This is a genomic window from Streptomyces sp. ICN903 (assembly GCF_022015835.1).
Taxonomy (GTDB): Bacteria; Actinomycetota; Actinomycetes; order Streptomycetales; family Streptomycetaceae; genus Streptomyces; species Streptomyces fenghuangensis.
In genome coordinates this window covers 1-23679 of sequence record NZ_JAKMAY010000064.1, presented here as the reverse complement: position 1 = coordinate 23679, position 23679 = coordinate 1, and the positions used below count along the sequence as shown (strand labels likewise).

The following is a 23679-nucleotide window of genomic DNA, read 5'->3' as shown; positions in this document are numbered from 1 at the left end:
CACGGACACCATGCGGCCCCCTCCGCCCAGCCGGCCCCCACCGCGGCGCTGACCGGAGCGCTGCTGGTCTACTTCGCGCTGTACGCGCTGCTCGCGGGAGCCCGGCTGGCGCCCGCGCCGGGCCCCCTGAGCCTCCCGGTCGCCACCTCCGGCATCCGCACCGGTCGCGGTGGTCGCGGCGACGGGACGCGGCGGGCGCCGGAGGTGGCCGCCGCCTGCCGACTGGCGATGGGCATCGGGATGTTCGCGATGCTGCTCACCTCCTGATCACTCGCGAGGACCGGTGAAACACCGCGCCGGTGAGGCGTACGTCACTTCGCGTTCGCCTCCGGACGCGGAGCGACCTCCGGCTCATAGGCTGTTCCTCATGATGGTCGCGCTCGCACTGATCGTCCTGGGCGCACTGATCGCGGCGACGGCGCCGCGCGTGCTGGCCCGCGGCTCCTGGCCGGACCGCGAGCCGGTGCTGGCGCTGCTGGTGTGGCAGTGCGTGGTCGTCGCCGTGCTGCTGTGCTGCGTGCTCGCCATGGCCCTGTCCGGCGCGGCGGCCTGGCAGGCCGTGCGCGGCCACGTCTTCGCCCCGGCTCCGAGCCGGGTCGTCGAGGCGTACGGGCTCAGCGCGTTCGGCGAGTCCTGGCCGGCGGTGGTGGCGGTGGTGCTCGCCTGCGGTGGCCTGTGGACCGCCGCGATGCTCACCCGGGAGATCCGCCACGCGCGCGCCCGGCGACGCGCCCGGCGCGCCGAACTCCTCGCCCGCGCGCCGCTGCTGCCCGGCGAGGAACCGGCCTCCGGGGAGCGGCTGGTGGTACTGGAGAGCGAGCGCCCGGACGCCTGGTGGCTGCCGGGGAGCACGCCCCGGCTGGTGGTCACCACCGCGGCGCTGCGCCGGCTGAAAGGGCGCAGGCTCGACGCCGTCCTCGCCCACGAGCGGGGACATCTGCGGGCCCGTCACGACTGGCTGCTGAACTGCTCCTCCGCGCTCGCCGCCGGCTTCCCGCGGGTACCGGTCTTCCGCGCGTTCCGCGACCAGGTGCACCGGCTGGTGGAGCTGGCGGCCGACGACGTCGCCTCGCGGCGCTGCGGACGGCTGGCGGTGGCTCTGGCACTGGTCGAACTCAACGAGGAGCGCGGGGTCTTCGACCCCCACGCCTCGCACTCCGGCGCACAGGTGCCGCAGCGGGTCGACCGGCTGCTGAGGGCCGCTCCCCGGCTGACGGTGGTCCGGCGGCTGCGGATGACCGCTCTGGCGGCCCTGGTGCTGATGGTGCCGCTGCTGGTGGCCTTCGCCCCCGGGCTGAGGGCGCTGAGCTGAGGGCGCCGAGCAGGCGTCCGTGCGCCGCGGCGCGCGCCCCCTCGACCGGCCAACCCGCCGACCGGACGGTTGGACCGCCGCCCAGTGGCGATCCTCTCCATCATGGCCCGCTCCTCCCGTCCTTCCTCCCCGCGCTCCTTTCCGCGTTCCCTCCCCTGCCTGGCCGCCCCGCTGTGCACCGCTGTCGCCGCGGTGCTCACCGTGCTCGTCCTGGCGGGGTGGGACCCGCTGCTGGACCTCGACGCGCACGTCACGGCCGAACTGCACCGCACGGCGGTGGCCGAGCCCGGCTGGACACGGCTCAACCGGGTGCTGACCGACTGGGTCTGGGATCCGTGGACGATGCGGGCCGTGCTGCTGTTGACGGTCGTGTGGCTGGTGCTGCGCGGCGCGCGCCGGCCGGCGCTCTGGCTCTCGGCCGCCGCGATCGCCGGCACCGTCCTCCAGCAGTTCCTCAAGGCGCTGTTCGACCGCGACCGCCCGCGCTGGAGTGATCCGGTGGACTCGGCGAGCTTCGCGGCACTGCCCTCCGGCCACGCCATGACGGCGGCGCTCACCTGCGGCCTGCTGCTGTGGCTGGCGCATCTGCGCCAAGCGGGCCGTCCTGTGCGCCTGGCCGTCGTGTGGGTGGGCGCGGTGAGCGTCGCCGGGGTGGGCTTCACCCGGGTCTACCTGGGCGTGCACTGGCCCACCGACGTGGTGGTCGGCTGGCTGCTGGGCTTCGCCGTGGCCGCCGCCGCGGCGGCGCTGTGGAGCGGTCGCGGTACCCGGCCCTCTCGACCGGAGCGGCACGGCCCGGAAGGATCGTCCTCATGGTGATCAGAGGCGTTCTCTTCGACTTCTCCGGGACACTGCTGCGCGTCGAGCCGACGGCGGACTGGCTGCGCGCCGTGCTCGACGAGGCGGGCATCGCCCTGCCCGGCGGCGAGTCCGCCCGGCTGGCGGCGGAGCTGGAGGAGGCCGGTGCGCTGCCCGGTGGCGCCTCCCCGCGCACCGTGCCCGCCGGTCTGCGGGAACTGTGGAGGGAGCGCGACCGCAGCGCCGAGCGGCACCGTGCCGCTTACACCGCGCTGGCCCGCCGGGTTCCGCTGCCCCGGCCGGAGCTGTACGACGCCCTGTACGAACGGCACATGCGGCCGGAGGCCTGGCACCCCTACCCCGACACCGCCGATGTCCTGGACGCGCTGCGGGACCGGGGGGTGCCGGTGGCGGTGGTGAGCAACATCGGCTGGGACCTGCGGCCGGTCTTCAGGGCCCACGGCCTGGACCACCAGGTGGACGCCTACGTGCTCTCCTTCGAACACGGTCTCCAGAAGCCGGAACCCGGCATCTTCGAGCTGGCCTGCCGTGCTCTGGGAGTAGAGCCCGGGGAGGCGCTGATGGTCGGGGACAGCCGGCACGCGGACGGCGGGGCCGCCGCGCTGGGCTGCGCCGTGCACCTGGTGGACCACCTGCCCTGCGACCGGCGTCCCGACGGGCTGCGTCCGGTCCTGGACCTGGTGGACCGTACCGGCTGAGCGAGCCGGGCGGGTGACCGTGCGGAAGCACCGGAGAGGGGGCCGATCTCGGGCGATCCCCCGCGTCGCCCGAGATCGGCGTCCGACCGGACGCCGCCGTGACTCGCCGGTCGGCGTCCGGAGTCCGCTGAGTATATTGGCCCTGAGCCAGTCAACGCAGGAGTTAACAGGATGTCCCCTCGCAGCGCATCGGTCAATGAGGAGTTGCGCCGGCGTTCCCGCGAGCGGCTGCTGCAGGCGACGGTGGAGCTCGTCGACGAGCGCGGATACGAGGCGACGACCCTGGGGGACATCGCGGACCGGGCCGGGGCCGCGCGGGGCCTGGTGTCGTACTACTTCCCGGGCAAGCGGCAGTTGCTCCAGTCGGCCGTCCACCGGCTGATGCACCTCACCCTGGCCGAGGCGCTGGAGCGCGAGCCGCGGCCCGCGGGCCCGGACGCCGGGCGGGAGGGGCTGGCCCGCGCGATCGACGCGATCCTGGGGCTCGCCCGCGACCGGCCGACACTGATGCGCACACACATGGCCGGGATCCTGCAGCACGAGGGCTTCGTCCAGTGCGACGAGCAGCAGCGGCTGGCCTGCCTGCTGCGCGACACCGTCGTCGGCTACGGCTCGCACGATCCGGACACCGACTACCCGCTGCTGCGCGCACTGCTCATGGGGGCGGTGGTGGCCGTGCTGCTGCCCGGGGCGCCGATGCCGTCGGCGAGGCTGCGGGCCGAGCTGTTCGCCCGGTACGGGCTGGACTGGGAGCTGGGATTCCCGCCCGACATCCCCCTGGGGGAGCAGCCCGGGCAGGTCCCGCTGCTGCCGCTGCCGGGCCCGCTCTGACGGACCCTCGGCTGCGGGAAGGAACGGACGGGCCCCGGCGGCACGTGCCGCCGGGGCCCTGTGTTCGGCGGTCCGGGTCGGCCCGGCCGACCCGGACCGGCTCAGCGGTAGTCGGGCTGGGTCTGCGGGTTGAGCTCGTCCAGCCGGACACGCTCGGCGCCGGCGGTGCGGCGGTCCCGGATCCGCAGGACGTCGAAGCCCATCTGGATGTCGTTCGAGTAGACGTGGCCGTTGTAGTAGTACGCCGACCACGAGCCGCCGATGGTGTCGGGGTCGGAGTACGGGCCGCGCTCGAAGTACCCGATCTCCCGGGGCCTGGTGGAGTCGGTGAAGTCCCAGAAGGAGACTCCGCCCTGGTACCAGGCCTGCACCATGATGTCGCGGCCCTTGACCGGGATCAGCGAGCCGTTGTGGGCCACGCAGTTCTCGGTGTCGGCCTGGTGCCGGGGGATCTTGAAGTAGCTCTTGAACACCAGCTTGCGCTGGTCGCCCTTGCCCGTGATGTGGTAGATGCCGTTGGCGCCGCGCTTGTCGCCGACCTCCGCGTTGCAGGTGGCGCCGACGCCGCCGCCGAGCTCGTCGGTGAAGACGACCTTCCGGCCGTTCTCGTTGAAGGTCGCCGAGTGCCAGAACGCGAAGTTCTCGTTGTCCTGGACCCGGTCGATGACACGGGGCGCGGCCGGGTCCGAGATGTCCATCAGGATGCCGTCGCCCATGCACGCGCCCGCCGCGAGCTTCATGTCGGGGAACGCGGTGATGTCATGGCAGCCGGTGGTGGGCACCATGGCGACCGGGTTCTCCGGCGGGCCGGGGTTGCCGCCGTCCGGGAAGAGGACGGGGAAGTCGATCACCGAAGCGTCCTCGGGCGCCTCGCGCGGCACCTTCACGATGGAGATCCCGTCGTGCGGAGGCCGGCAGTCGGGGAAGGACTCGTCCGGGAAGTAGGACGAGACGTAGACGTAGACGTCCCCGCGGTCGGGCACCAGCGTGTGGGTGTGCGAGCCGCAGGCGGTCTCGACGGCCGCGACGTACCGCGGGTTCCGCTTGTCGCTGATGTCGAAGACCTTGATGCCCTCCCAGGAGCTCTTCTCCGTCGGCGACTGGGCGGTGCTGTTGCAGGAGTCGTCGCTGCGCGAGGAGTCCGTGGACAGGAAGAGCAGGTCCCCGGAGACGGAGATGTCGTTCTGGCTGCCCGGGCACAGGACCTGGCTGACGACCCTGGGGGACTTCGGGCGGCTGATGTCGTAGACGGTGAAGCCGTCGTAGTTGCCCGCGAAGGCGTAGCGGCCCTGGAAGGCCAGGTCGGTGTTGAGGCCCTTGAGCGCTCCCTTGGGCAGGTTGGTCAGATGGGAGACGTTCCGGCTGTGGACGACCTCGTCCACACCGGGTATCTCGCCGCTCTCGATGGCGGCTTCGGCTTCCGTGCGGTCCTGCTTCGACACCTTCCCGGACGTGGCCGGCGAGTCACCGGGGTCGGGAATCGCCACCGCCGGTCCGGCGGCCAGGAGCGTGGACAGCAGGCCGAGTACGGCCGCGGCCGCGCCGAGGTGTCTGCGCCGCGCACGGGGTCTGGGCAACGACGTCACTGCTTCCTCCCTGTCGATCCGCTTGGTCCCGCCCCGAGTTGGGCGGCTCACGGACTTGGGCAGTATGACTCCTTACACCCCCGCGCCGACAGGGGAATACGAACACGGTGCCGGGTCCCTGCGTGTCAGGATTCGGGCACGCCGGAGCGTCCCGTGTCAGGATCGGGTCAACTGGCGTACCCCTGCCACAGGAGGAAGAGTGACAGACCGTCACAGATCCCGGTTCTCCGCCCGTGCGCTTCCGTCCGCGCTGGCGGCGCTGGCCGCACTGACGGCGCTGACCGTGCTGACCGGCTGCGAGGACGGCTCGGACGAGGCGGCCCCCGGCGGCGGCCCCTCCGTGATCGCGCCCGGCAGGCCCGGCGAGGCCGCCGAGACGCTCTCCGCCGAGGAGGCGCGGAAGGCGGGAGAGACGCAGCGGGGCAGACCCAACGACGCGGACTTCTCCTACGTCACGGGGATGATCGAGCACCATCAGCAGGCGCTGGTGATGACCGATCTGGCCGAGGAGCACGCCGGATCGGGCAAGGTCCGCCGGCTCGCCGACCGGATCGCGGCGGCCCAGGGGCCGGAGATCTCCGCGATGCGGTCCTGGCTCAAGCGCAACGGCCGCGACGAGGGCGGCCAGGAGGGCCGCACGGACCACGGGGAGCACGGCGGCCACGGGGACCACGACGGCCACGGCGGCGCACCGATGCCCGGCATGGCGACCGAGGAGCAGCTCGACGAGCTGCGGCAGGCCCGCGGCGAGGAGTTCGACCGGCTCTTCCTGAAGCTGATGATCGCCCACCACCAGGGCGCGGTGACCATGGCCAAGGATGTGACGGCCGACGGCCGCGACACCCAGGTGCAGGAGATGGCCGGGGACGTGGCCGTCCAGCAGACGGCCGAGATCAACCGGATGCGCTCGATGTCCTGACGGGCCGCGGCGGGGCGGCGCTCAGCCGCTCCGCCCCTCCTCCTGCCGGGCCGCCGAGGCGAGCACGCTGTCCAGCAGTCCGGGGAACAGCCGCTCCAGGTCGTCACGGCGCAGGGCGTTCATCTTCGCGGTGCCGCGGTAGTTCTGGCTGATCAGGCCGCTCTCGCGCAGCACCCGGAAGTGGTGGGTGGTCGTCGACTTGCTGACCGGCAGGTCGAAGAGCGAGCACGCCATCTCCTCCCCGCTCGCCGCCAGGGCTCGGACGATCCGCAGGCGCACGGGGTCGGCGAGTGCGTGCAGGACCTCCTCCAGCCGGATCTCCCGCGCGGCCGGGTGCTCCAGCTCTCGGGCGGTGTTCGGGGTCTGGGCTCGGGGTGTCACGCCCCCATACTACGAAAGACATCGTAGTTTGACACCCACCGTACTACGATGCCTATCGTATAAGCCCGGACGGCCGGTTGCCCTCGCCCAGGGCCCCGGCCTGCCCGGAACCGACCCCGAACCGACCCCGAACCGACGAGGAGCCCTCCGTGAGCGCCCTGTTCGAGCCGTACACCCTGCGTTCGCTGACCGTGCCCAACCGCGTCTGGATGTCGCCGATGTGCCAGTACAGCGCCGAGCCCACCGGAGAGGACGCGGGCGTCGCGGGCGACTGGCACCTGGCCCACTACGCGGCGCGGGCGACCGGCGGCACCGGGCTGATCATGGTGGAGGCCACGGCCGTCTCCCCCGAGGGCCGGATCTCCCCCGGCGACCTGGGACTGTGGAACGACCGGCAGGTCCGGGCGCTGCGGCGGATCACGGACTTCGTGAAGGAGCGGGGCGCCGTGGCCGGCGTCCAGCTCGCCCACGCCGGCCGCAAGGCGTCCACCGACGCCCCCTGGCGCGGCGGCGCCCCGCTGGACGCCGGGCACGGCGGCTGGCAGCCGGTCGCCCCCAGCGCGCTGCCCTTCGCGGAGGGCCACCCGGTGCCCCGGGAGATGGACCAGGAGCGGATCGACGACGTGGTCGGCCGGTTCGCCGACGCGGCGCGGCGGGCGCTGGCGGCCGGTTTCGAGGTCGCCGAGATCCACGGCGCTCACGGCTATCTGCTCCACGAGTTCCTCTCCCCGCTCTCCAACCGGCGCACGGACGCCTACGGCGGAAGCTTCGAGAACCGCACACGGCTGGCCCTGCGGGTCGTGGACGCGGTGCGGCAGGTGTGGCCCGAGGACCTGCCGCTGTTCTTCCGGGTGTCGGCGACCGACTGGACGGAGGGCGGCTGGAGCCCCGAGGAGACCGTGCGCCTGGCCGCACTGCTGCGCGAGCACGGCGTGGACCTGCTCGACGTCTCCAGCGGAGGCGCCGTACCGGGTGCGCGCATCCCCGTCGGCCCCGGCTACCAGGTCCCCTTCGCCGCCCGCGTCCGGGCCGAGGCGGGGCTGCCGGTGGCGGCGGTGGGCCTGATCACCGAACCGGAGCAGGCCGAGAAGACGATCGCGAACGGCGAGGCGGACGCGGTCTTCCTCGGCCGGGAGCTGCTGCGCGACCCGCACTGGGCGCTGCGCGCCGCACGGGCGCTCGGCGCCGGGCCCGTGCGCCTGCCCGGCCAGTACGCCTGGGCCGTTTGACGCCCGGTCACCGCGGTGGCCCGCGCGGGCGGCGACCGGTGGACGCGACCGGCTGAGCGGCGGCGGACCGAACCAGTAGAGTGACCGCCCGTGGCAGCACGACCGTTGAGTGAACTTGTCGAACCGGGCTGGGCCAAGGCGCTGGAGCCGGTGGCCGGGCGCATCACCGCGATGGGCGACTTCCTGCGCGCGGAGATCGCCGCGGGACGCACCTACCTGCCGGCCGGGCCGAACGTGCTGCGCGCCTTCCAGCAGCCCTTCGACGACGTACGGGTCCTCATCGTGGGCCAGGACCCGTACCCCACACCGGGCCACGCCGTCGGGCTGAGCTTCTCGGTCGCCCCCGACGTGCGCCCGCTGCCCGGCAGCCTGGAGAACATCTTCCGGGAGCTGCAGGCCGACCTCGGGCTGCCCCGGCCGTCCAGCGGCGATCTCACCCCGTGGACGCGGCAGGGCGTCCTGCTGCTCAACAGGGCGCTGACCACCGCGCCGCGCCGGCCCGCCGCGCACCGCGGCAAGGGCTGGGAGGAGGTCACCGAGCAGGCGATCCGGGCGCTGGCCGCGCGCGGCAAGCCGCTGGTGGCCGTCCTGTGGGGCCGGGACGCCCGGAACCTGCGGCCGCTGCTGGAGGCGTATCCGGCGGTGGAGTCGGCCCACCCCTCCCCCATGTCGGCGGACCGCGGCTTCTTCGGTTCGCGCCCGTTCAGCCGGGCCAACGAGCTGCTGGTGCGGCAGGGCGGGGAGCCGGTCGACTGGCGCCTGCCGTGACGGGCCGCCCGGCCCCCTGGATCCTGGGGGTGGACTCGGGCGGATCCGGGCTGCGCCTCGCCCTGGCCCGGGCCGGCGGCGACGGCTCGGCGGCGGCGCCGGTCCCGGTGGGCACCGCCGCCTGCGACCGCCCGGTGCGCACCGGCCCCGCGGGCATCGAGGCGGCCCATCTGCTGGAGCTGGTACTGCCCCGGGCCCGCTCCCTGCTGTCCGCCGCCGAACCGGACGCCGCCGGGACGACCGCGACCGGGCCCCGGATCGACACCGTGTGCGTGGGGGCGGCGGGCATGGCGACGCTCGGCGGCGAACTGCGCGCCGAGCTGCCGGGGGCGTTCGCCCGGGAGCTGGGCACCCGGCGCGTGGCCCTGGCCGCCGACGCCGTGACCGCGTACGCCGGCGCGCTGGGCGAGCGGCCCGGTGCCGTGGTCGCCGCCGGGACCGGGATGATCGCGACGGGCACCGACCTGCGCTCCTGGCGGCGCGCCGACGGCTGGGGCCACCTGCTGGGCGACTGCGGCGGCGGCGCCTGGATCGGCCGGGCCGGCCTGGAGGCGGCGATGCGCGCCCATGACGGCCGGCCGGGCGGCTCGGCCGCGCTGCTCGCCCGTGCCGAGGCCGTCTTCGGCCCGGTGGCCTCCCTGCCGGGGAAGCTGTATCCGCGCACCGACCGCCCGGCGGTGCTCGCCTCGTTCGCCCCGGAGGTGGCCGGCTGCGCCGACCGGGACCCGGTGGCGGCGCGTGTCGTCGGGGAGGCGGCCGTCCACATCGCCGAGAGCGCCGCCGCCGTCTGCCCCGGATCCGAGGGCAGCCTCGTCGCCCTGACCGGCGGGCTTCTCGGGATCGGCGAGCCGCTGCTCGCCCCTCTGCGCCGGGAGCTGGCCGTACGGCTGCCGCACGCCCGGACCGTCCCGGCGGCGGGAGACCCCCTGGCCGGAGCCCTGCTCCTGGCCGGCCGGTTGGCCCGGGACGCGCTGCGGCTGCCGCGGGACCCGGCGCTCCTCCACATCGGGTGAGACGGGTGCGTAACCGTCCCGTGCCGGCCGACCCGGGACGGTTACGCGGAGGAAACGGGCCGTCACCGCGACGCGCGGGAGGAAAGGGGACAGACCGGCACTCCTCCGCCCCGCCCGAACAGCCGAACCCGCCAAGGCATTAGCATGCGGCGCCATGAGCACCCCCACTGGGCCCGCGAACGGCCTGCCCGTACGAATGCCGCGTCCCCGACAGCCCGGACGGCACCGGCGGCCTCAGCCCGCCATAGCGCCTGAGGGTGCGCCCGCTCTGGTGCTGGCCGTCCCCGGAGTGCCCTCCGACACCTCCCGGAGCCTGGCCGAGGAGATCCTGAGCATCGCCCGCTCCGAGCTGCCGGGCCTCGACGCCCGGGTCGGTTTCGTGGACGGCGACGACGGCGAGTTCCCCGCCCTCCAGACCGTGCTGACGCAGGCCGCGGCCGACCGCTCCTCCCGGGCCGCCGCGGCGACGGCCGCCGTCGAGGCCGCCGCCGCCGAGGCGGTGGAGGCGGGCGCGGAAGCCGCCGAGGTCGAGGCCGAGGCCGAGGCCGCCCGCCGCAGGATCGAGGAGGCCCCGCTCGCGGTGGTCGTCCCCCTGCTGGCCGGGCCCGACGGAGCGCAGATGCGGCGGATACGCCAGGCCGTGCTCGAGAGCGGCTCCGGCGCCGAGCTGACCGATGTGCTCGGCCCGCACCCGCTGCTGGCCGAGGCCGTCCACGTCAAGCTCTCCGAGGCCGGGCTGGCCCGGGCGGACCGCGCCCGGCTGTTCACCGTGGCCACCGCCGCCGACGGCATCATCCTGGCCGCCATGGGCGGCGAGGAGGCCGTGCAGGCCGCCGGGATCACCGGAATGCTGCTGGCCGCGCGCCTGGCGGTGCCGGTGCTGTCCGCCGGGCTGGACGAGGAGGGCGCCGTCACCCGCGCCGCCGAGCAGCTCCGCGAGGCCGGCTCCCAGCAGCTCGCCCTGGCGCCCTGCCTGATCGGCCCCGAGATCCCCGAGGGCCTGCTGGAGTCCGCTGTACGGGAGGCCGACTGCCAGGCCGCCGAGCCGCTGGGCTCCTACGCGGCGGTGGGCAGACTGGTGGCCTCCACCTACGCCGCGAAGCTCGGCATCGCCCAGCGGTCGCCGCAGGGGGCGCAGGCCCACTGATCCGGGCCCTCCCCCTGCGGCCCGCCGGGTCGCGGACCGCACGGCGGCCGGACGGCGGGACGGGCCCCGGCCGGTCTCCCGGCCGGACCCCTCCACCGAGCCGTCGGCCGGTCCCTCAGCCGAGGACGACGCAGGTGGCGGCAGGGGCCTGGATCGAGCCCGCCCGGTGCGGCACCCCGGTGTCCGGGTCGAGATCGAACCAGGTCACGTCGCCCGAGCGCTCGTTGGCGGCGTAGAGCCTGCGCCCGGCCGGGTCCAGGGCCAGGTCGCGCGGCCAGTGCCCGCCGCAGGGGACGGTGGTGACCAGCTCCATACCCTCGCCGTACGGCTCCAGCGCCAGTACGGCGATGCTGTCGTGTCCGCGGTTGGCCGCCCAGGCCCAGCGGCCGTCGGCGGAGACCACCAGTTCCGAGGGGTGGTTCTCCCCTTCCGCCCCGGAATCCGCCGGCAGCGTGCCGACCTCCCCCGCGGGTTCCAGAGTGCCGCTCGCCCGGTCCCAGCGGCAGCAGACCACGGTGGAGACCAGTTCGTTGACGACGTACGCCCGGTCGCCGCGCGGGTGGAAGGCCAGATGCCTGGGTCCGCTGCCGGGCCGCAGCGGTGTCCGCCCGTGCGGGCGGAGCACGGCCGCGGCGTGGTCGAGGCGGTAGACCCACACCGAGTCGGCGCCGAGGTCGACCGCCAGCAGCCAGCGCCACGAGGCGTCGGCGACCACGGCGTGGGCGTGCGGCCCGTCCTGCCGCCCGCCCACCGGCCCGCTGCCGGTGTGAGGCAGTACGGCCGGTTGCGCGCCGAGGGTTCCGTCGGGGCGCAGCGGCAGCGAACTGACGCTCCCCGATGTGTAGTTGGCGGTGATCAGCTGTCCGGCCGCGCAGGTCAGATGGGCGGGACCGGAGCCTTCGACGGACACCGGCGCCCCGGCGGGGCTCGGCCGGTCGGGGTCGGCCAGGGAGAGTGCGGCGGCACGGCCGTCCTCGGTCTCGCTCACCGCGTAGAGCATCCCCCCGCCCGGCCCCGGCACGAGGTAGGAGGGGTCGGGCACCGCGTCCGTGTGGTGCAGCACCGTCAGCGCCCCGGTGTCCGGATCGACGGCGGCCGTGGTGATGCCGCGTCCGCCCGCCGAGGTGTAGGACCCGATGTACGCCCGCCGTCCGCCGCCCGCACCGTCCACTGCGCCGCCCCTCTCCCGTTCGGTCCTGCTCGAAGCGCTGCCCCGTTCCGGGCACCGGGGGCGACCGTAGCATTGGCCTGGACCAGACTGGGAGGGCTCCCAGCCCTCCGGTCCGCACTGTCCCGGGCGCGACTGCGCGGTCAGCCCAGGAAGGACAGCCGCACCCGCCGGTCGGGATTGTCGCCGTTGGTGTCCACCAGGCAGACCGACTGCCAGGTGCCCAGCTCCAGCCGTCCGCCGATCACCGGCAGGGTGGCGTGCGGCGGGACGAGGGCCGGCAGGACGTGGTCGCGGCCGTGGCCGGGGCTGCCGTGCCGGTGGCTCCAACGGTTGTCGGCGGGCAGCAGGTCGCGCAGCGCGGCCAGCAGGTCGTCGTCGCTGCCCGCGCCGGTCTCGATGACCGCGATGCCGGCCGTCGCGTGCGGGACGAAGACGTTGAGCAGCCCGTCGCGGCCGCCGGCGACCTCGGCCAGGAAGCCCTCGCATTCGCGGGTGATGTCGGCGACGGTCTCGTCCGAGCCGGTGGTGATGTGCAGGGTGCGGGTGCTGAAGCGATCGCTCATGACTCCATCTTGGGGCCTGCGAACGCTCGAGAGGGCATCCGGGAAGCATCCGGCCCCGCCCGTGGTTGGGCGGGACATGGAGTTCTCCGAAGTGGAGGTCGTGGTCGTGGGCGCCGGGCAGGCGGGCCTGTCGAGCGCCTACCACCTGCGGCGCGCCGGGTACGAGCCCGGCCGGGACTTCGTCGTCCTGGACCGCTCCCCGCGCCCCGGCGGGGCCTGGCAGTTCCGCTGGCCCACCCTGACCTACGGCCGGGTGCACGGGATGCACTCCCTGCCCGGCATGGAGCTGACCGGCGCCGATCCCCGCCGCCCCTCCTCCGAGGTGATCGGCGGGTACTTCGCCGACTACGAGCGCGTCTTCGGCCTGCGGGTGCGGCGCCCGGTACGGGTGCGCGCGGTGCGCGAGGCCGGGGACGGACGGCTGCTGGTGGAGACCGACGCCGGAGTGTGGGCCGCCCGGGCGCTGATCAACGCCACCGGTACCTGGGACCGCCCCTACTGGCCCCGGGTGCGCGGTCAGGAGTCCTTCGCCGGCCGCCAGTTCCACACCTCCCGCTACCCCGGGCCGGACGCCTTCGCCGACGAGCGCGTGGTGGTCGTGGGCGGCGGAACCTCCGCCGTGCAGCATCTGCTGGAGATCGCGCCGGTCGCCGCCGCCACGGCCTGGGTGACCCGCCGCGAACCGGTCTTCACCGAGGGGCCGTTCGACGCCGAGCGCGGGCGTGCGGCGGTCGCCCTGGTCGAGGAGCGCGTGCGCGGGGGACTGCCGCCGCGCAGCGTGGTCTCCGTCACCGGACTGCCCATGACCGAGGAGATGCGGCGCGCCCGGGACAGCGGGGTGCTGCGGCGCCTGCCGATGTTCGACCGGATCACTCCCGGCAGCGTGGAGTGGGACGACGGGCGCTTCGTCGCGGCGGACAGCATCGTGTGGGCCACCGGTTTCCGTCCCGCGATCGGCCACCTGGCGCCGCTGCGGCTGCGCGAGCCGGGCGGCGGCATCCGCATGGACGGCACCCGCGTGGTGCGCGATCCGCGGATCCATCTGGTCGGCTACGGCCCCTCGGCGAGCACCGTCGGCGCGAGCCGTGCGGGCCGGGCCGCGGTCCGTGCGGTACGGGCCCTCCTCGGCCACCCCTCGGGTGGCGAACAGACGTCCGGGGAACCACCCGTACGCGTGGCGGCGGGGGAAACGGCTGCGTGGTGACCGTGGGACACGTGATGCTCACGTTGTGCGAGTGACGCGCCGCGGAGCGTCACCGCTTCCCCCGGCCCGGAGTCCCACCGGGAGACGGGGGGTCCGTCCCGACACGCACAAGGAGAAAGTTTCCGATGGACCTCATCACCAGCCTGCTCGCCGGCCTCGTCCACTTCGTGGGTTGGCTCGTCTGACCGAACGGCGGGCGACGACCCGGTGGCGCCGCCTCTCCCGTCCCAGGGGAGGCGGCGTCGCCGTGCGCGGGACCGAGGACGAATCCCGGCCAAGGGCCGGCGCCCGGCAGGAACCCGGGGCTGCCGCGGCTCAGTGGCGCGGCGCGGAGATGCTGGAGTCGCGGACGACCAGTTCGGGCTGGAGCACGATCCGCTGGTGCCGGTGCTCGGCGGTCGCCTCCCCGGTCTCCTCGATGAGCAGGTCGGCGGCCGTGCGCCCCATCCGGAAGGCGGGCTGCCGCACCGAGGTCAGGGGTACGGCCGCCGCGGCGGCGAACTCGATGTCGTCGTAGCCGACCAGGGCGATCTCCCCCGGCACCGAGACCCCGGCCGCGAACAGCGCCTGGAGCACCCCCAGCGCGAGCAGGTCGTTGGCGCAGAACACCGCCGTCGGCCTGGGCGTCATCCCCAGCAGCCTGGCGCCGGCGTCCCGTCCCGCCGCCACGTCCAGCCGCTCGCCCTCGATCCGCCGCAGCGCGCCGAGGGGCAGCCCCGCCTCGCCCAGGGCCGCCAGCGCGCCGGTGTGCCGGTCGCGGCACTGCGACAGATGCATCGGCCCGCTCACGTAGACCAGTTCCCGGTGGCCCTGGGCCAGCAGGTGCCGGGCGGCCAGCGATCCGCCCGTGACGTCGTCGACGGAGACCGAGCAGCCCTCGTCGGCACTGTCCAGCACCCGGTCCACCACGACGTAGGGGATGTCGTGGCGGCGGAAGTCGGCCAGGTTCCGGCCGGAGGTGTCGGCCGGGGTGACCAGGACGCCGCGCACCCGCTGCTCGGCGAAGAGGGAGAGGTAGTCGGCCTCCTCCGCGGGGCTCTGCGCGCTGTTGCACAGCATCACCCCGAGCCCCTCCTCCCGCGCCGCCCGCTCCGCCCCGGAGGCGACGTCGGCGAAGAAGGGGTTGGCCATGTCCAGGACGAGCAGGGCGATGATCCGGCTGCGGCCCGCCCGCAGGTGCCGCGCCGACTCGCTGCGCACATAGCCGAGTTGCGCTATCACCGCCTGCACCCGGGTCCTGGTCTCCTCGGCGACCATCTCCGGCCGGTTGATGACGTTGGAGACGGTGCCCACAGACACACCCGCCTGACGTGCGACGTCCTTGATCCCCACCATGCGCGCCACGAGCCCGACCGTCTCCCGTTTCCTGCTGTCCGCGGCGCCCGGCCCGGGGCCGCGCGCCCATGCTACGCACCCGCCCCGGAGCCCGGGGCGCGGCGGAGCCCGCGGCGTCACCGCGGGCGTCACCGCCGTCAGTCGAGGTGGAAGACCTCGGTGAGCGGACGCATGGCCTCGTCCGGCCGCGCGCCGTCCAGGGACTCGAAGAAGCCGGCCATCTCCGCCTGCCAGCGGGCGTTGACGTCCGTGGCCTCCATGGCGGCCCTGGCCGCGGCGAAGTCCTCGGTCTCCAGGTAGCCGACGAGGAGGCCGTCCTCGCGCAGGAAGAGCGAGTAGTTGCGCCAGCCGCTCCGGCTCAGGGCATCGAGCATCTCCGGCCAGACGGCGGCGTGCCGCTCGCGGTACTCCGCCAGCCGGTCGGCGCGGACCTTCAGCAGAAAGCAGACGCGCTGCACGCGTTCCTCCTCGCGGGAAGCCGTGGACGGCCGTGACCTTCTCCATGAAAGGTTTCACGGAGATCGCACGAAGGTAGGGGCGCTCTCCCTCCCCCGTCAATGGACCGCGGACGGAAAAGTCCGAATGCCCGGGAAGTGCCGGACCTCCGGGCCCTCGCCCGCCCCTGCCCCTTGACACTCCCACCGGACCCCCATAGCTTTCCGGCAATGAAACGATTCATGAAGCCGTCCGGACCTCGGGAGCTCTGACGCATGACCGCCGTGTCCGCCGTGAAGGCGGCCCTCAGGAAACAGGCCATCGAGACGCCCTCGTGGGCCTACGGCAACTCCGGAACGCGTTTCAAGGTCTTCGCGCAGCCCGGCGTCCCGCGCACCCCGCGGGAGAAGCTCGACGACGCGGCCCGGGTGCACGCGCACACCGGCGTCGCGCCGACCGTGGCACTGCACATTCCCTGGGACCGGGTCGACGACTACGCCGCGCTGGCGGACTACGCGAAGGAGCGCGGCCTGTCCCTCGGCGCGATCAACTCCAACGTCTTCCAGGACGACGACTACCGGCTCGGCAGTGTCTGCCACCCCGACGCGGCCGTGCGGCGCAAGGCGTTGGACCACCTGCTGGAGTGCGTCGACATCATGGACGCCACCGGCTCGCGCGATCTGAAGCTGTGGTTCGCCGACGGCACCAACTACCCGGGCCAGGACGACGTACGAGCCCGCCAGGACCGGCTGGCCGAGGCGCTCGCCGCGGTGTACGAGCGGCTCGGCGAGGGGCAGCGGATGCTGCTGGAGTACAAGTTCTTCGAGCCCTCCTTCTACACCACCGACGTCCCCGACTGGGGCACCGCCTACGCCCACTGCCTGCGGCTGGGCGAGAAGGCGCAGGTGGTGGTGGACACCGGCCACCACGCGCCGGGCACCAACATCGAGTTCATCGTGGCCGTGCTGCTGCGCGAGGGGAAGCTGGGCGGTTTCGACTTCAACTCCCGCTTCTACGCCGACGACGACCTGATGGTCGGTTCGGCCGACCCCTTCCAGCTCTTCCGGATCATGTACGAGGTGGTGCGCGGCGGCGGTTACGGGCCGCGGACCGCCTTCATGCTCGACCAGTGCCACAACATCGAGGCGAAGATCCCCGCGATCATCCGCTCGGTGATGAACGTCCAGGAGGCCACCGCCAAGGCCCTGCTGGTCGACCGCGACGCGCTGTCGGCCGCCCAGGCCTCCGGCGACGTACTGGCCGCCAACGCCGTGCTGATGGACGCCTACAACACCGACGTACGGCCGCTGCTGGCCGAGGTCCGCGAGGAGATGGGCCTGGACCCGGACCCGGTCGCGGCCTACCACCGCTCGGGATGGGCCGAGCGGATCACCGAGGAGCGCAAGGACGGCCGCCAGGCCGGCTGGGGAGCGTGAGGGACATGGACGGCGACCGCACGACGGACCGGGAGACCATCGAGGCGCTGCTGGCGCGCTCGCACCGGCTGGGCTCCGATCCGCGCAACACCAACTACGCGGGCGGCAACACCTCCGCCAAGGGCACCGGCACCGACCCCGTGACCGGAGGCGGGACCGAACTGCTGTGGGTCAAGGGCTCCGGCGGGGACCTGGGCACACTGACCGAGGACGGGCTGGCGGCCCTGCGCCTGGACCGGCTGCGCGCGCTGAAGGACGTGTACCCCGGGGTGGAGCGCGAGGACGAGATGGTCGCCGCGTTCGACCACTGCCTGCACGGCCGGGGCGGCGCGGCCCCCTCCATCGACACCGCGATGCACGGTCTGGTGGACGCCGCCCACGTCGACCACCTCCACCCCGACTCCGGCATCGCGCTCGCCTGCGCCGCCGACGGCGAGAAGCTGACGGCCGAGTGCTTCGGCGACACCGTCGTCTGGGTCCCCTGGCGGCGCCCCGGCTTCCAGCTCGGGCTGGACATCGCCGCCGTCAAGGAGGCCAATCCGCAGGCGATCGGCTGCGTCCTGGGCGGGCACGGCATCACCGCGTGGGGCGACACCTCGGACGAGTGCGAGGCCAACTCGCTGCACATCATCCGCACCGCCGAGGCGTTCCTCGCCGAGCGCGGCCGGCCCGAGCCGTTCGGCCCGGTCCTGGAGGGCTTCGAGCCGCTGGAGGAGGACGAGCGCCGGGCGCGCGCCGCCGCGCTGGCGCCGTACGTGCGCGCCGTCGCCTCGGCCGACCGGCCGCAGGTCGGGCACTTCACCGACACCGGTGCCGTGCTGGACTTCCTCTCCCGCGCCGAGCACCCGCGCCTGGCGGCCCTGGGCACCTCCTGCCCGGACCACTTCCTGCGCACCAAGGTCCGCCCCCTGGTCCTGGACCTGCCGGCGACCGCGCCGCTGGAGGAGGCCGTCGCCCGGCTGAAGGAGCTGCACACCGCCTACCGCGCGGAGTACCGGGCGTACTACGAGCGGCACGCGACCCCCGACTCCCCCGCGATGCGCGGGGCGGACCCGGCGATCGTCCTGGTGCCGGGGGTGGGGATGTTCTCCTTCGGCAAGGACAAGCAGACCGCGCGGGTGGCGGGCGAGTTCTACGTCAACGCGATCAACGTGATGCGCGGCGCCGAGGCCGTCTCCTCCTACTCCCCCATCGAGGAGAGCGAGAAGTTCCGCATCGAGTACTGGGAGCTGGAGGAGGCCAAGCTGCGGCGGATGCCGGAGCCGAAGGCCCTGGCCACCAGGATCGCGCTGGTCACCGGCGCGGGCTCGGGCATCGGGCGGGCCATCGCGCGCCGGCTGGCCGCCGAGGGCGCGTGCGTGGCCGTCGCGGACGTGGACGAGCGCGCGGCCGAGGCGGTCGCGAAGGAGCTGGGCGGCCCCGACCGGGCCGTGGCCGTCGCCGTCGACGTCACCGACGAGGCGGGGGTCGGGGCGGCCCTGGCCGAGACCGCCCTGGCCTTCGGCGGCGTGGACCTGGTGGTCAACAACGCCGGGATCTCCGTCTCCCGGCCGCTGCTGGAGACCACCGCCGAGGACTGGGACCGCCAGCACGCCATCATGGCCCGCGGCTCCTTCCTGGTCTCCCGGGAGGCGGCCCGGGTGATGACCGCGCAGGGGCTGGGCGGCGACATCGTCTACATCGCCTCCAAGAACGCCGTGTTCGCAGGTCCCAACAACGTCGCCTACGGCGCGGCCAAGGCCGACCAGGCGCACCAGGTGCGGCTGCTGGCGGCCGAGCTGGGCGAGGCGGGCATCCGCGTCAACGGCGTCAACCCCGACGGGGTGGTGCGCGGCTCCGGCATCTTCGCGGGCGGCTGGGGCGCCCAGCGCGCGGCGGTGTACGGGGTGCCGGAGGAGAAGCTGGGCGAGTTCTACGCCCAGCGCACCCTCCTCAAGCGCGAGGTGCTGCCCGAGCACGTGGCGAACGCGGTGTTCGCGCTGACGGGCGGCGAGCTGAGCCACACCACCGGGCTGCTCGTGCCCGTCGACGCGGGTGTCGCCGCGGCCTTCCTGCGCTGACGCCCTCCCTCCATCCCCTGCCCGGCCGCCGTGTGAACCCTGTCGTGCCACCGTGGCGGCCGGGCAGGCCCCACTCCCCTTCCCCGCGAGGTCCCGACGTGTCCCCTGCCCCACCAACGCGCTCCCCCCTGTCCTTCGCCGCCGTCGATCTGGGCGCCTCCAGCGGGCGCGTCATGGTGGGCACGGCCGGGCCGGGCGTTCTGGAGCTGCGCGAGGCGCACCGGTTCCCCAACCGCCCCGTCCGCGCCGGCGGCACCCTGTACTGGGACGTCCTCGGCCTGTACCGGGGCGTGCTGGACGGGCTGCGGGAGGCGGGCCGGGCCGCGCCGCGGGAGCGTCTGGCCTCGGTCGGCGTCGACTCCTGGGCGGTGGACCACGGACTGCTGGACGCCTCGGGCGCGCTGCTGGGCAATCCGGTGCACTACCGCGACGGCCGTACGGCGGGGGCCGCGAAGCGGGCCGCGGCCGTGCTGCCGCCCGAGGAGCTGTACGCCGCCACGGGCCTGCAGTACCAGCCGTTCAACACCCTCCACCAGCTGGTGGCGGCCCGCGGTACGCCGGCGATGGAGGCCGCCCGGCGCCTGCTGCTGATCCCGGATCTGATCGCGTACTGGCTGACGGGCGAGGCGGGCACCGAGCTGACCAACGCCTCCACCACCCAGCTGGTCGACCCGCGCACCGGCGACTGGGCGCGGCCGGTGGCGGAGGCGTTCGGCGTCGACCTGTCGCTGTTCCCGCCGCTGCGGCGGCCGGGGGATCCGGCGGGCGAACTGCTGGGCGAGGTGCTGGAGGAGTGCGGGCTGGACGGACCGGTGCCGGTGACGGCCGTCGGCTCGCACGACACCGCCTCGGCCGTGGCCGGGGTACCCGCGCAGAGCGGGCGGGCGTTCGCGTACATCGCCACGGGCACCTGGTCGCTGGCCGGTGTGGAGCTGGAGGCGCCGGTGCTCACCGAGGACTCGCGCGCCGCGAACTTCACCAACGAGCTGGGCGTGGACGGCACGGTCCGCTATCTGCGCAACATCATGGGGCTGTGGCTCCTCCAGGAGTGTCTGCGCTCCTGGGAGGCCGAGGGGCTCGCGCCGGACCTGGGGGCGCTGCTGCGCGAGGCGGCGAGGGCGCCCGCGCTGCGCTCGGTGGTGGACGCCGGCGATCCGGTCTTCCTGGCGCCGGGGCGGATGCCCGCGCGGATCGCCGAGGCGTGCCGGCGCACCGGTCAGCCGGTCCCCCGCGATCCGGCCGGGACGGTCCGCTGCGTACTGGACTCCCTGGCCCTGGCCCACCGCCGGGCGGTCTCCGACGCCCGGCGGCTGTCGGGGCGGGAGGTGGAGGTGGTGCACATCGTCGGCGGCGGTGCGCGCAACGAGCTGCTGTGCCAGCTCACGGCCGACGCCTGCGGGCTGCCGGTGGTGGCGGGCCCGGCCGAGGCGACGGCCTTCGGCAACGTACTGGTCCAGGCGCGCGCGGCCGGCGCCGTGCGCGGCGACCTGGCGGCGCTGCGCTCCCTGCTGCGCGCCACCCAGCCGCTGCGGCACCATGAGCCCATGGGTGACCAGGCAGCCTGGCGTCGGGCGGAGGCCGCGGTATGCGGGTAGCGCTGTTCGTGACGTGTGTGACCGACACCCTCTACCCGGGCACCGGCCGGGCCGCTCTCGCCGTGCTGGAGCGGCTGGGGGTGGAGGTGGACTTCCCCCTCGCCCAGAGCTGCTGCGGGCAGCCGCAGTTCAACACCGGCTACCGGCGCGAGACCGAGCCGCTGGTGCGCCGCTTCGCCGAGGTCTTCCGGGGCTACGACCACGTCGTCACCCCGTCCGGGTCGTGCGCGGCGATGGTGCGCGAGAACCATCCTCGGATCGCCGCCCGGGCCCTCGGGGGCCGGGCGGCGGACGAGGTGGCCGAGGTGGCCTCCAGGACGTACGAGCTGAGCGAGTTCCTGGTGGACGTGCTGGGGGTGACGGACGTGGGTGCGTACTACCCGCACACCGTCACCTACCACCCCACCTGCCACGGTCTGCGGACGCTGGGGCTGGGCGACCGGCCCCGGCGGCTGCTGGAGAACGTGCGCGGTCTGGAGCTGGTGGAGTTGCCGGGCGCACGGGAGTGCTGCGGTTTCGGCGGGACGTTCGCGGTGAAGAACGCGGCGGTGTCGGCGGCGATGGGCGCGGACAAGGCGCGCGGCATCGAGGGCACGGGAGCTCAGGCGGTGTGCGCGGTGGACAACTCCTGCCTGATGCACATCGGCGGCATCCTGGCCCGGCGGGGGTCGGCCGTCCGGCCCGTCCACCTCGCCGAGATCCTGGCCTCGACGGGCGACTGCACGGCGACGGACGGCGGCACGGCGGACGGCCGCGACGGCGGCGCGGAGGAGGAGACGCGATGAGCGGTGGGACGTTCCTGGGCATGCCCGCCTTCCCCGAGGCCGCCGCCGCGGCCGTCCGCGACGGGCGGCTGCGCCGCAACCTGGGCCACGCCACCGGCACCATCCGCGCCAAGCGCGCGCAGGCCGTCGCCGAACTGCCGGACTGGGCCGGGCTGCGGGCCGCCGGCGCGGCGATCAAGGACCGCACCCTGCGCCACCTCGACCACTACCTGGAGCGGCTGGAGGAGGCCGTGACCGCCGCGGGCGGCACCGTCCACTGGGCGGCCGACGCCGCCGAGGCCAACCGGATCGTCACTCAGCTGGTCCGCGCCACCGGCGAGAGCGAGGTGGTCAAGGTCAAGTCGATGGCCACTCAGGAGATCGGCCTGAACGCCGCCCTGGAGGCCGCCGGGATCCGCGCCTACGAGACCGACCTGGCCGAGCTGATCGTCCAGCTCGGCGACGACCTGCCCTCGCACATCCTCGTCCCCGCCATCCACCGCAACCGCGGCGAGATCCGCGACATCTTCCGCTCCGAGATGGGGCGTTGGGGCCGCCCCGCGCCCGAGGGGCTGGGCGAGGAGCCGGCCGAGCTGGCCGAGGCGGCCCGGCTGCACCTGCGGGAGAAGTTCCTGCGCGCGAAGGTCGCGATCTCGGGCGCCAACTTCATGGTGGCCGAGACCGGCACGCTGGTGGTGGTGGAGTCCGAGGGCAACGGGCGGATGTGCCTGACCCTGCCCGAGACGCTGATCTCGGTGGTCGGCATCGAGAAGGTGGTGCCCACCTGGCGCGATCTGGAGGTCTTCCTCCAGCTCCTGCCCCGCTCCTCCACCGCCGAGCGGATGAATCCCTACACCTCGATGTGGACGGGTGCCGCAGACGCCGAGAGCGGCGACGGTCCGCGCGACTTCCATCTGGTGCTGCTGGACAACGGCCGCACCGACGCCCTGGCCGACACCGTGGGCCGCCAGGCGCTGCGCTGCATCCGCTGCTCGGCCTGCCTGAACGTCTGCCCGGTCTACGAGCGGGCGGGCGGGCACGCCTACGGCTCGGCCTATCCGGGCCCGATCGGCGCGATCCTCACCCCCCAGCTGCGCGGCACGGTCACGGAGCTGGACGCCTCGCTGCCGTACGCGTCCTCACTGTGCGGGGCCTGCTACGAGGTCTGCCCGGTGGCCATCGACATCCCCCAGGTCCTGGTCCATCTGCGCGAGCGCGTCGTGGAGGGCGGCGAGGCGACGGTGCGCGGGCGGCGCACCACCGTCCGCCCCGCCCGCGGGCACGCCGCCGAGCGCGCGGCGATGCGGGCGGCCCGCTGGGTCTTCGAGCACCCGGCGGCGCTGCGGGCCGGCCAGCGGCTGGCCTCCCGCACCAGGCGGCTGCACCCGCGCCGCCTGCCGGGACCGGGGCGAGCCTGGACGGCGAGCCGCGAGCTGCCCGAGGTTCCCGCCGAGTCCTTCCGCGACTGGTGGCGGCGCGAACGGGGGGACGACGGCAAAGGACACAGAGACCGGGGAGAACGGGAAGAGCGGGGAGGCGACCGATGAGCGGCCGCGAGGTGGTGCTGGGCCGGATCCGCCGCGCCCTGCGGGACGTACCGCGCTCCGAGACGCCGGACGACGTCCCCGTGCCCCGGGAGTACGCGCGCGCCCACGTCCCGTCCGGGGCCGGGGCGGCCGGGGCGCTCGCCGGGCTGCTGGCCAAGAACCTGGCGGACTACCGCGCCGTGGTGCACCGCACCGGCGCCGACGGCCTGCCCCCGCTGCTGTGCCGTCTGCTGGCGGCGCGCGGCAGCGCCACGGTACTGGTGCCGTCCGGGCTGCCGCCGCACTGGCTGGAGGCAGCCGCCCCCTTCCGCGTCCACGACCGCGCCGCCGCCACCGCGCGCGAACTGGACTCGGTGGACAGCGTGGTGACCGGGTGCGCGGTGGCGATCGCGGAGACCGGCACGATCGTGCTGGACGGCGGCCCCGGACAGGGACGCCGCCGCATCACCCTGATCCCCGACCACCACATCTGCGTGGTGCGCGCCCCCGAACAGGTGGTGGCGTCGGTGCCCGAGGCGCTGGAGAGGCTCGACCCGGCCCGCCCGCTGACCTGGATCTCCGGCCCGTCGGCCACCAGCGACATCGAGCTGGACCGGGTGGAGGGCGTCCACGGCCCGCGCACCCTGGAGGTGGTCCTCGTCGGGGAGACGGTCCCCGGGGGGTGAAACGCGGGCGGGCGCAACCGGGGCTGCTCCGTCGGGGCGCCGCCATTGCTCTGTACCTCTGTCACCGTGCGTGGCCTCTTGTCGCTCAGCGCGCCCGCGACTAGCTTCCCCGCATGCCTTCCCGCCGTTCCCTCCTCGCCGGCGGCGCGGCAGCCGCGCTGGCCGCCCCGCTCCTGCCCACCGCCACCGCCACCGCCACCG

Annotated in this window: 24 protein-coding genes; 18 read left to right on the top strand and 6 right to left on the bottom strand. The window is 74.6% G+C overall.

Going from position 1 to position 23679, the window contains the following annotated elements; translation table 11 throughout:
• The 5 genes from L7D48_RS09380 to L7D48_RS09360 form a co-directional block, all read left to right on the top strand.
• A partial coding sequence (locus L7D48_RS09380) for a DUF5134 domain-containing protein (RefSeq protein ID WP_237878519.1) occupies positions 1–267 on the top strand: 267 nt, incomplete at its 5' end.
• Between the two features lie 100 nt (positions 268–367).
• Positions 368–1312 carry a M56 family metallopeptidase gene (locus L7D48_RS09375; protein ID WP_237878518.1) on the top strand — a complete coding sequence of 315 codons (945 nt, stop codon included), beginning with the start codon at positions 368–370 and terminating at the stop codon, positions 1310–1312.
• A 102-nt stretch (positions 1313–1414) separates the two neighbouring features.
• Positions 1415–2131 (top strand): phosphatase PAP2 family protein, encoded by a 717-nt coding sequence (locus L7D48_RS09370; protein WP_237878517.1) that lies wholly within the window; start codon positions 1415–1417, stop codon positions 2129–2131.
• A complete protein-coding gene (locus tag L7D48_RS09365; RefSeq protein WP_237878516.1) occupies positions 2125–2829 on the top strand; it encodes an HAD family hydrolase in 705 nt (234 codons plus the stop codon). Before L7D48_RS09370 ends, L7D48_RS09365 begins: the two co-directional genes overlap by 7 nt.
• A gap of 171 nt (positions 2830–3000) precedes the next feature.
• A complete protein-coding gene (locus L7D48_RS09360) occupies positions 3001–3660 on the top strand; it encodes a TetR/AcrR family transcriptional regulator (RefSeq protein WP_237878515.1) in 660 nt (219 codons plus the stop codon).
• Positions 3661–3761: 101 nt separating this feature from the next.
• Here L7D48_RS09360 and L7D48_RS09355 read toward each other — a convergent pair whose 3' ends face one another.
• Positions 3762–5246: an LVIVD repeat-containing protein gene (locus tag L7D48_RS09355; RefSeq protein WP_237878514.1), complete on the bottom strand. Its 1485-nt coding sequence runs from the start codon at positions 5244–5246 to the stop codon at positions 3762–3764.
• A 199-nt stretch (positions 5247–5445) separates the two neighbouring features.
• Between L7D48_RS09355 and L7D48_RS09350 the strand changes: the two genes are divergently transcribed.
• Positions 5446–6165 (top strand): DUF305 domain-containing protein, encoded by a 720-nt coding sequence (locus tag L7D48_RS09350; protein ID WP_237878513.1) that lies wholly within the window; start codon positions 5446–5448, stop codon positions 6163–6165.
• Positions 6166–6186: 21 nt separating this feature from the next.
• Here the strand turns inward: L7D48_RS09350 and L7D48_RS09345 are convergent, their stop codons facing one another.
• Positions 6187–6546 carry a helix-turn-helix transcriptional regulator gene (locus L7D48_RS09345; protein WP_237878512.1) on the bottom strand — a complete coding sequence of 120 codons (360 nt, stop codon included), beginning with the start codon at positions 6544–6546 and terminating at the stop codon, positions 6187–6189.
• 149 nt (positions 6547–6695) lie between these two features.
• On the opposite strand from L7D48_RS09345, the gene L7D48_RS09340 reads away from it, so the two are divergent.
• From L7D48_RS09340 to L7D48_RS09325, 4 genes are all read left to right on the top strand, one after another.
• Positions 6696–7775 (top strand): NADH:flavin oxidoreductase/NADH oxidase, encoded by a 1080-nt coding sequence (locus tag L7D48_RS09340; RefSeq protein ID WP_237878511.1) that lies wholly within the window; start codon positions 6696–6698, stop codon positions 7773–7775.
• A gap of 90 nt (positions 7776–7865) precedes the next feature.
• Positions 7866–8543 (top strand): uracil-DNA glycosylase, encoded by a 678-nt coding sequence (locus tag L7D48_RS09335; RefSeq protein ID WP_237878510.1) that lies wholly within the window; start codon positions 7866–7868, stop codon positions 8541–8543.
• Positions 8540–9556: a BadF/BadG/BcrA/BcrD ATPase family protein gene (locus tag L7D48_RS09330; RefSeq protein WP_237878509.1), complete on the top strand. Its 1017-nt coding sequence runs from the start codon at positions 8540–8542 to the stop codon at positions 9554–9556. Before L7D48_RS09335 ends, L7D48_RS09330 begins: the two co-directional genes overlap by 4 nt.
• Before the next feature lie 154 nt (positions 9557–9710).
• A complete protein-coding gene (locus L7D48_RS09325) occupies positions 9711–10703 on the top strand; it encodes a sirohydrochlorin chelatase (RefSeq protein WP_237878508.1) in 993 nt (330 codons plus the stop codon).
• Between the two features lie 115 nt (positions 10704–10818).
• Here L7D48_RS09325 and L7D48_RS09320 read toward each other — a convergent pair whose 3' ends face one another.
• Both L7D48_RS09320 and L7D48_RS09315 read right to left on the bottom strand, forming a co-directional pair.
• Entirely contained in the window at positions 10819–11874 is a 1056-nt protein-coding gene (locus L7D48_RS09320; RefSeq protein ID WP_237878507.1) for a lactonase family protein, read from the bottom strand.
• 140 nt (positions 11875–12014) lie between these two features.
• Positions 12015–12437 carry a secondary thiamine-phosphate synthase enzyme YjbQ gene (locus L7D48_RS09315; RefSeq protein WP_237878506.1) on the bottom strand — a complete coding sequence of 141 codons (423 nt, stop codon included), beginning with the start codon at positions 12435–12437 and terminating at the stop codon, positions 12015–12017.
• A 76-nt stretch (positions 12438–12513) separates the two neighbouring features.
• On the opposite strand from L7D48_RS09315, the gene L7D48_RS09310 reads away from it, so the two are divergent.
• Complete coding sequence (locus L7D48_RS09310) at positions 12514–13641, top strand: FAD-dependent oxidoreductase (RefSeq protein ID WP_237878505.1); 1128 nt, start codon at positions 12514–12516, stop codon at positions 13639–13641.
• Between the two features lie 315 nt (positions 13642–13956).
• Here the strand turns inward: L7D48_RS09310 and L7D48_RS09305 are convergent, their stop codons facing one another.
• Positions 13957–14976 carry a LacI family DNA-binding transcriptional regulator gene (locus tag L7D48_RS09305; protein ID WP_237878521.1) on the bottom strand — a complete coding sequence of 340 codons (1020 nt, stop codon included), beginning with the start codon at positions 14974–14976 and terminating at the stop codon, positions 13957–13959.
• A gap of 137 nt (positions 14977–15113) precedes the next feature.
• Entirely contained in the window at positions 15114–15434 is a 321-nt protein-coding gene (locus tag L7D48_RS09300; protein WP_237878504.1) for an L-rhamnose mutarotase, read from the bottom strand.
• Positions 15435–15686: 252 nt separating this feature from the next.
• On the opposite strand from L7D48_RS09300, the gene rhaI reads away from it, so the two are divergent.
• From rhaI to L7D48_RS29545, 7 genes are all read left to right on the top strand, one after another.
• A complete protein-coding gene (gene rhaI, locus L7D48_RS09295; RefSeq protein ID WP_237878503.1) occupies positions 15687–16847 on the top strand; it encodes an L-rhamnose isomerase in 1161 nt (386 codons plus the stop codon).
• A gap of 5 nt (positions 16848–16852) precedes the next feature.
• Positions 16853–18907 carry a bifunctional aldolase/short-chain dehydrogenase gene (locus tag L7D48_RS09290; protein ID WP_237878502.1) on the top strand — a complete coding sequence of 685 codons (2055 nt, stop codon included), beginning with the start codon at positions 16853–16855 and terminating at the stop codon, positions 18905–18907.
• A 98-nt stretch (positions 18908–19005) separates the two neighbouring features.
• Positions 19006–20502, top strand: coding sequence for a rhamnulokinase family protein (locus L7D48_RS09285; protein WP_308312265.1), 1497 nt, complete (start codon positions 19006–19008; stop codon positions 20500–20502).
• A complete protein-coding gene (locus L7D48_RS09280) occupies positions 20493–21287 on the top strand; it encodes a (Fe-S)-binding protein (protein ID WP_237878501.1) in 795 nt (264 codons plus the stop codon). The genes L7D48_RS09285 and L7D48_RS09280 overlap by 10 nt, the downstream gene beginning before the upstream one ends.
• Positions 21284–22813 (top strand): lactate utilization protein B, encoded by a 1530-nt coding sequence (locus tag L7D48_RS09275; RefSeq protein ID WP_237878500.1) that lies wholly within the window; start codon positions 21284–21286, stop codon positions 22811–22813. Before L7D48_RS09280 ends, L7D48_RS09275 begins: the two co-directional genes overlap by 4 nt.
• The gene (locus tag L7D48_RS09270) at positions 22810–23478 is read left to right on the top strand and encodes an LUD domain-containing protein (protein ID WP_237878499.1); all 669 of its coding nucleotides are present in this window, start codon (positions 22810–22812) and stop codon (positions 23476–23478) included. The genes L7D48_RS09275 and L7D48_RS09270 overlap by 4 nt, the downstream gene beginning before the upstream one ends.
• Before the next feature lie 113 nt (positions 23479–23591).
• Positions 23592–23679, top strand: an 88-nt coding sequence (locus L7D48_RS29545; RefSeq protein ID WP_374491790.1) for a twin-arginine translocation signal domain-containing protein, incomplete at its 3' end; no start/stop codon positions are given.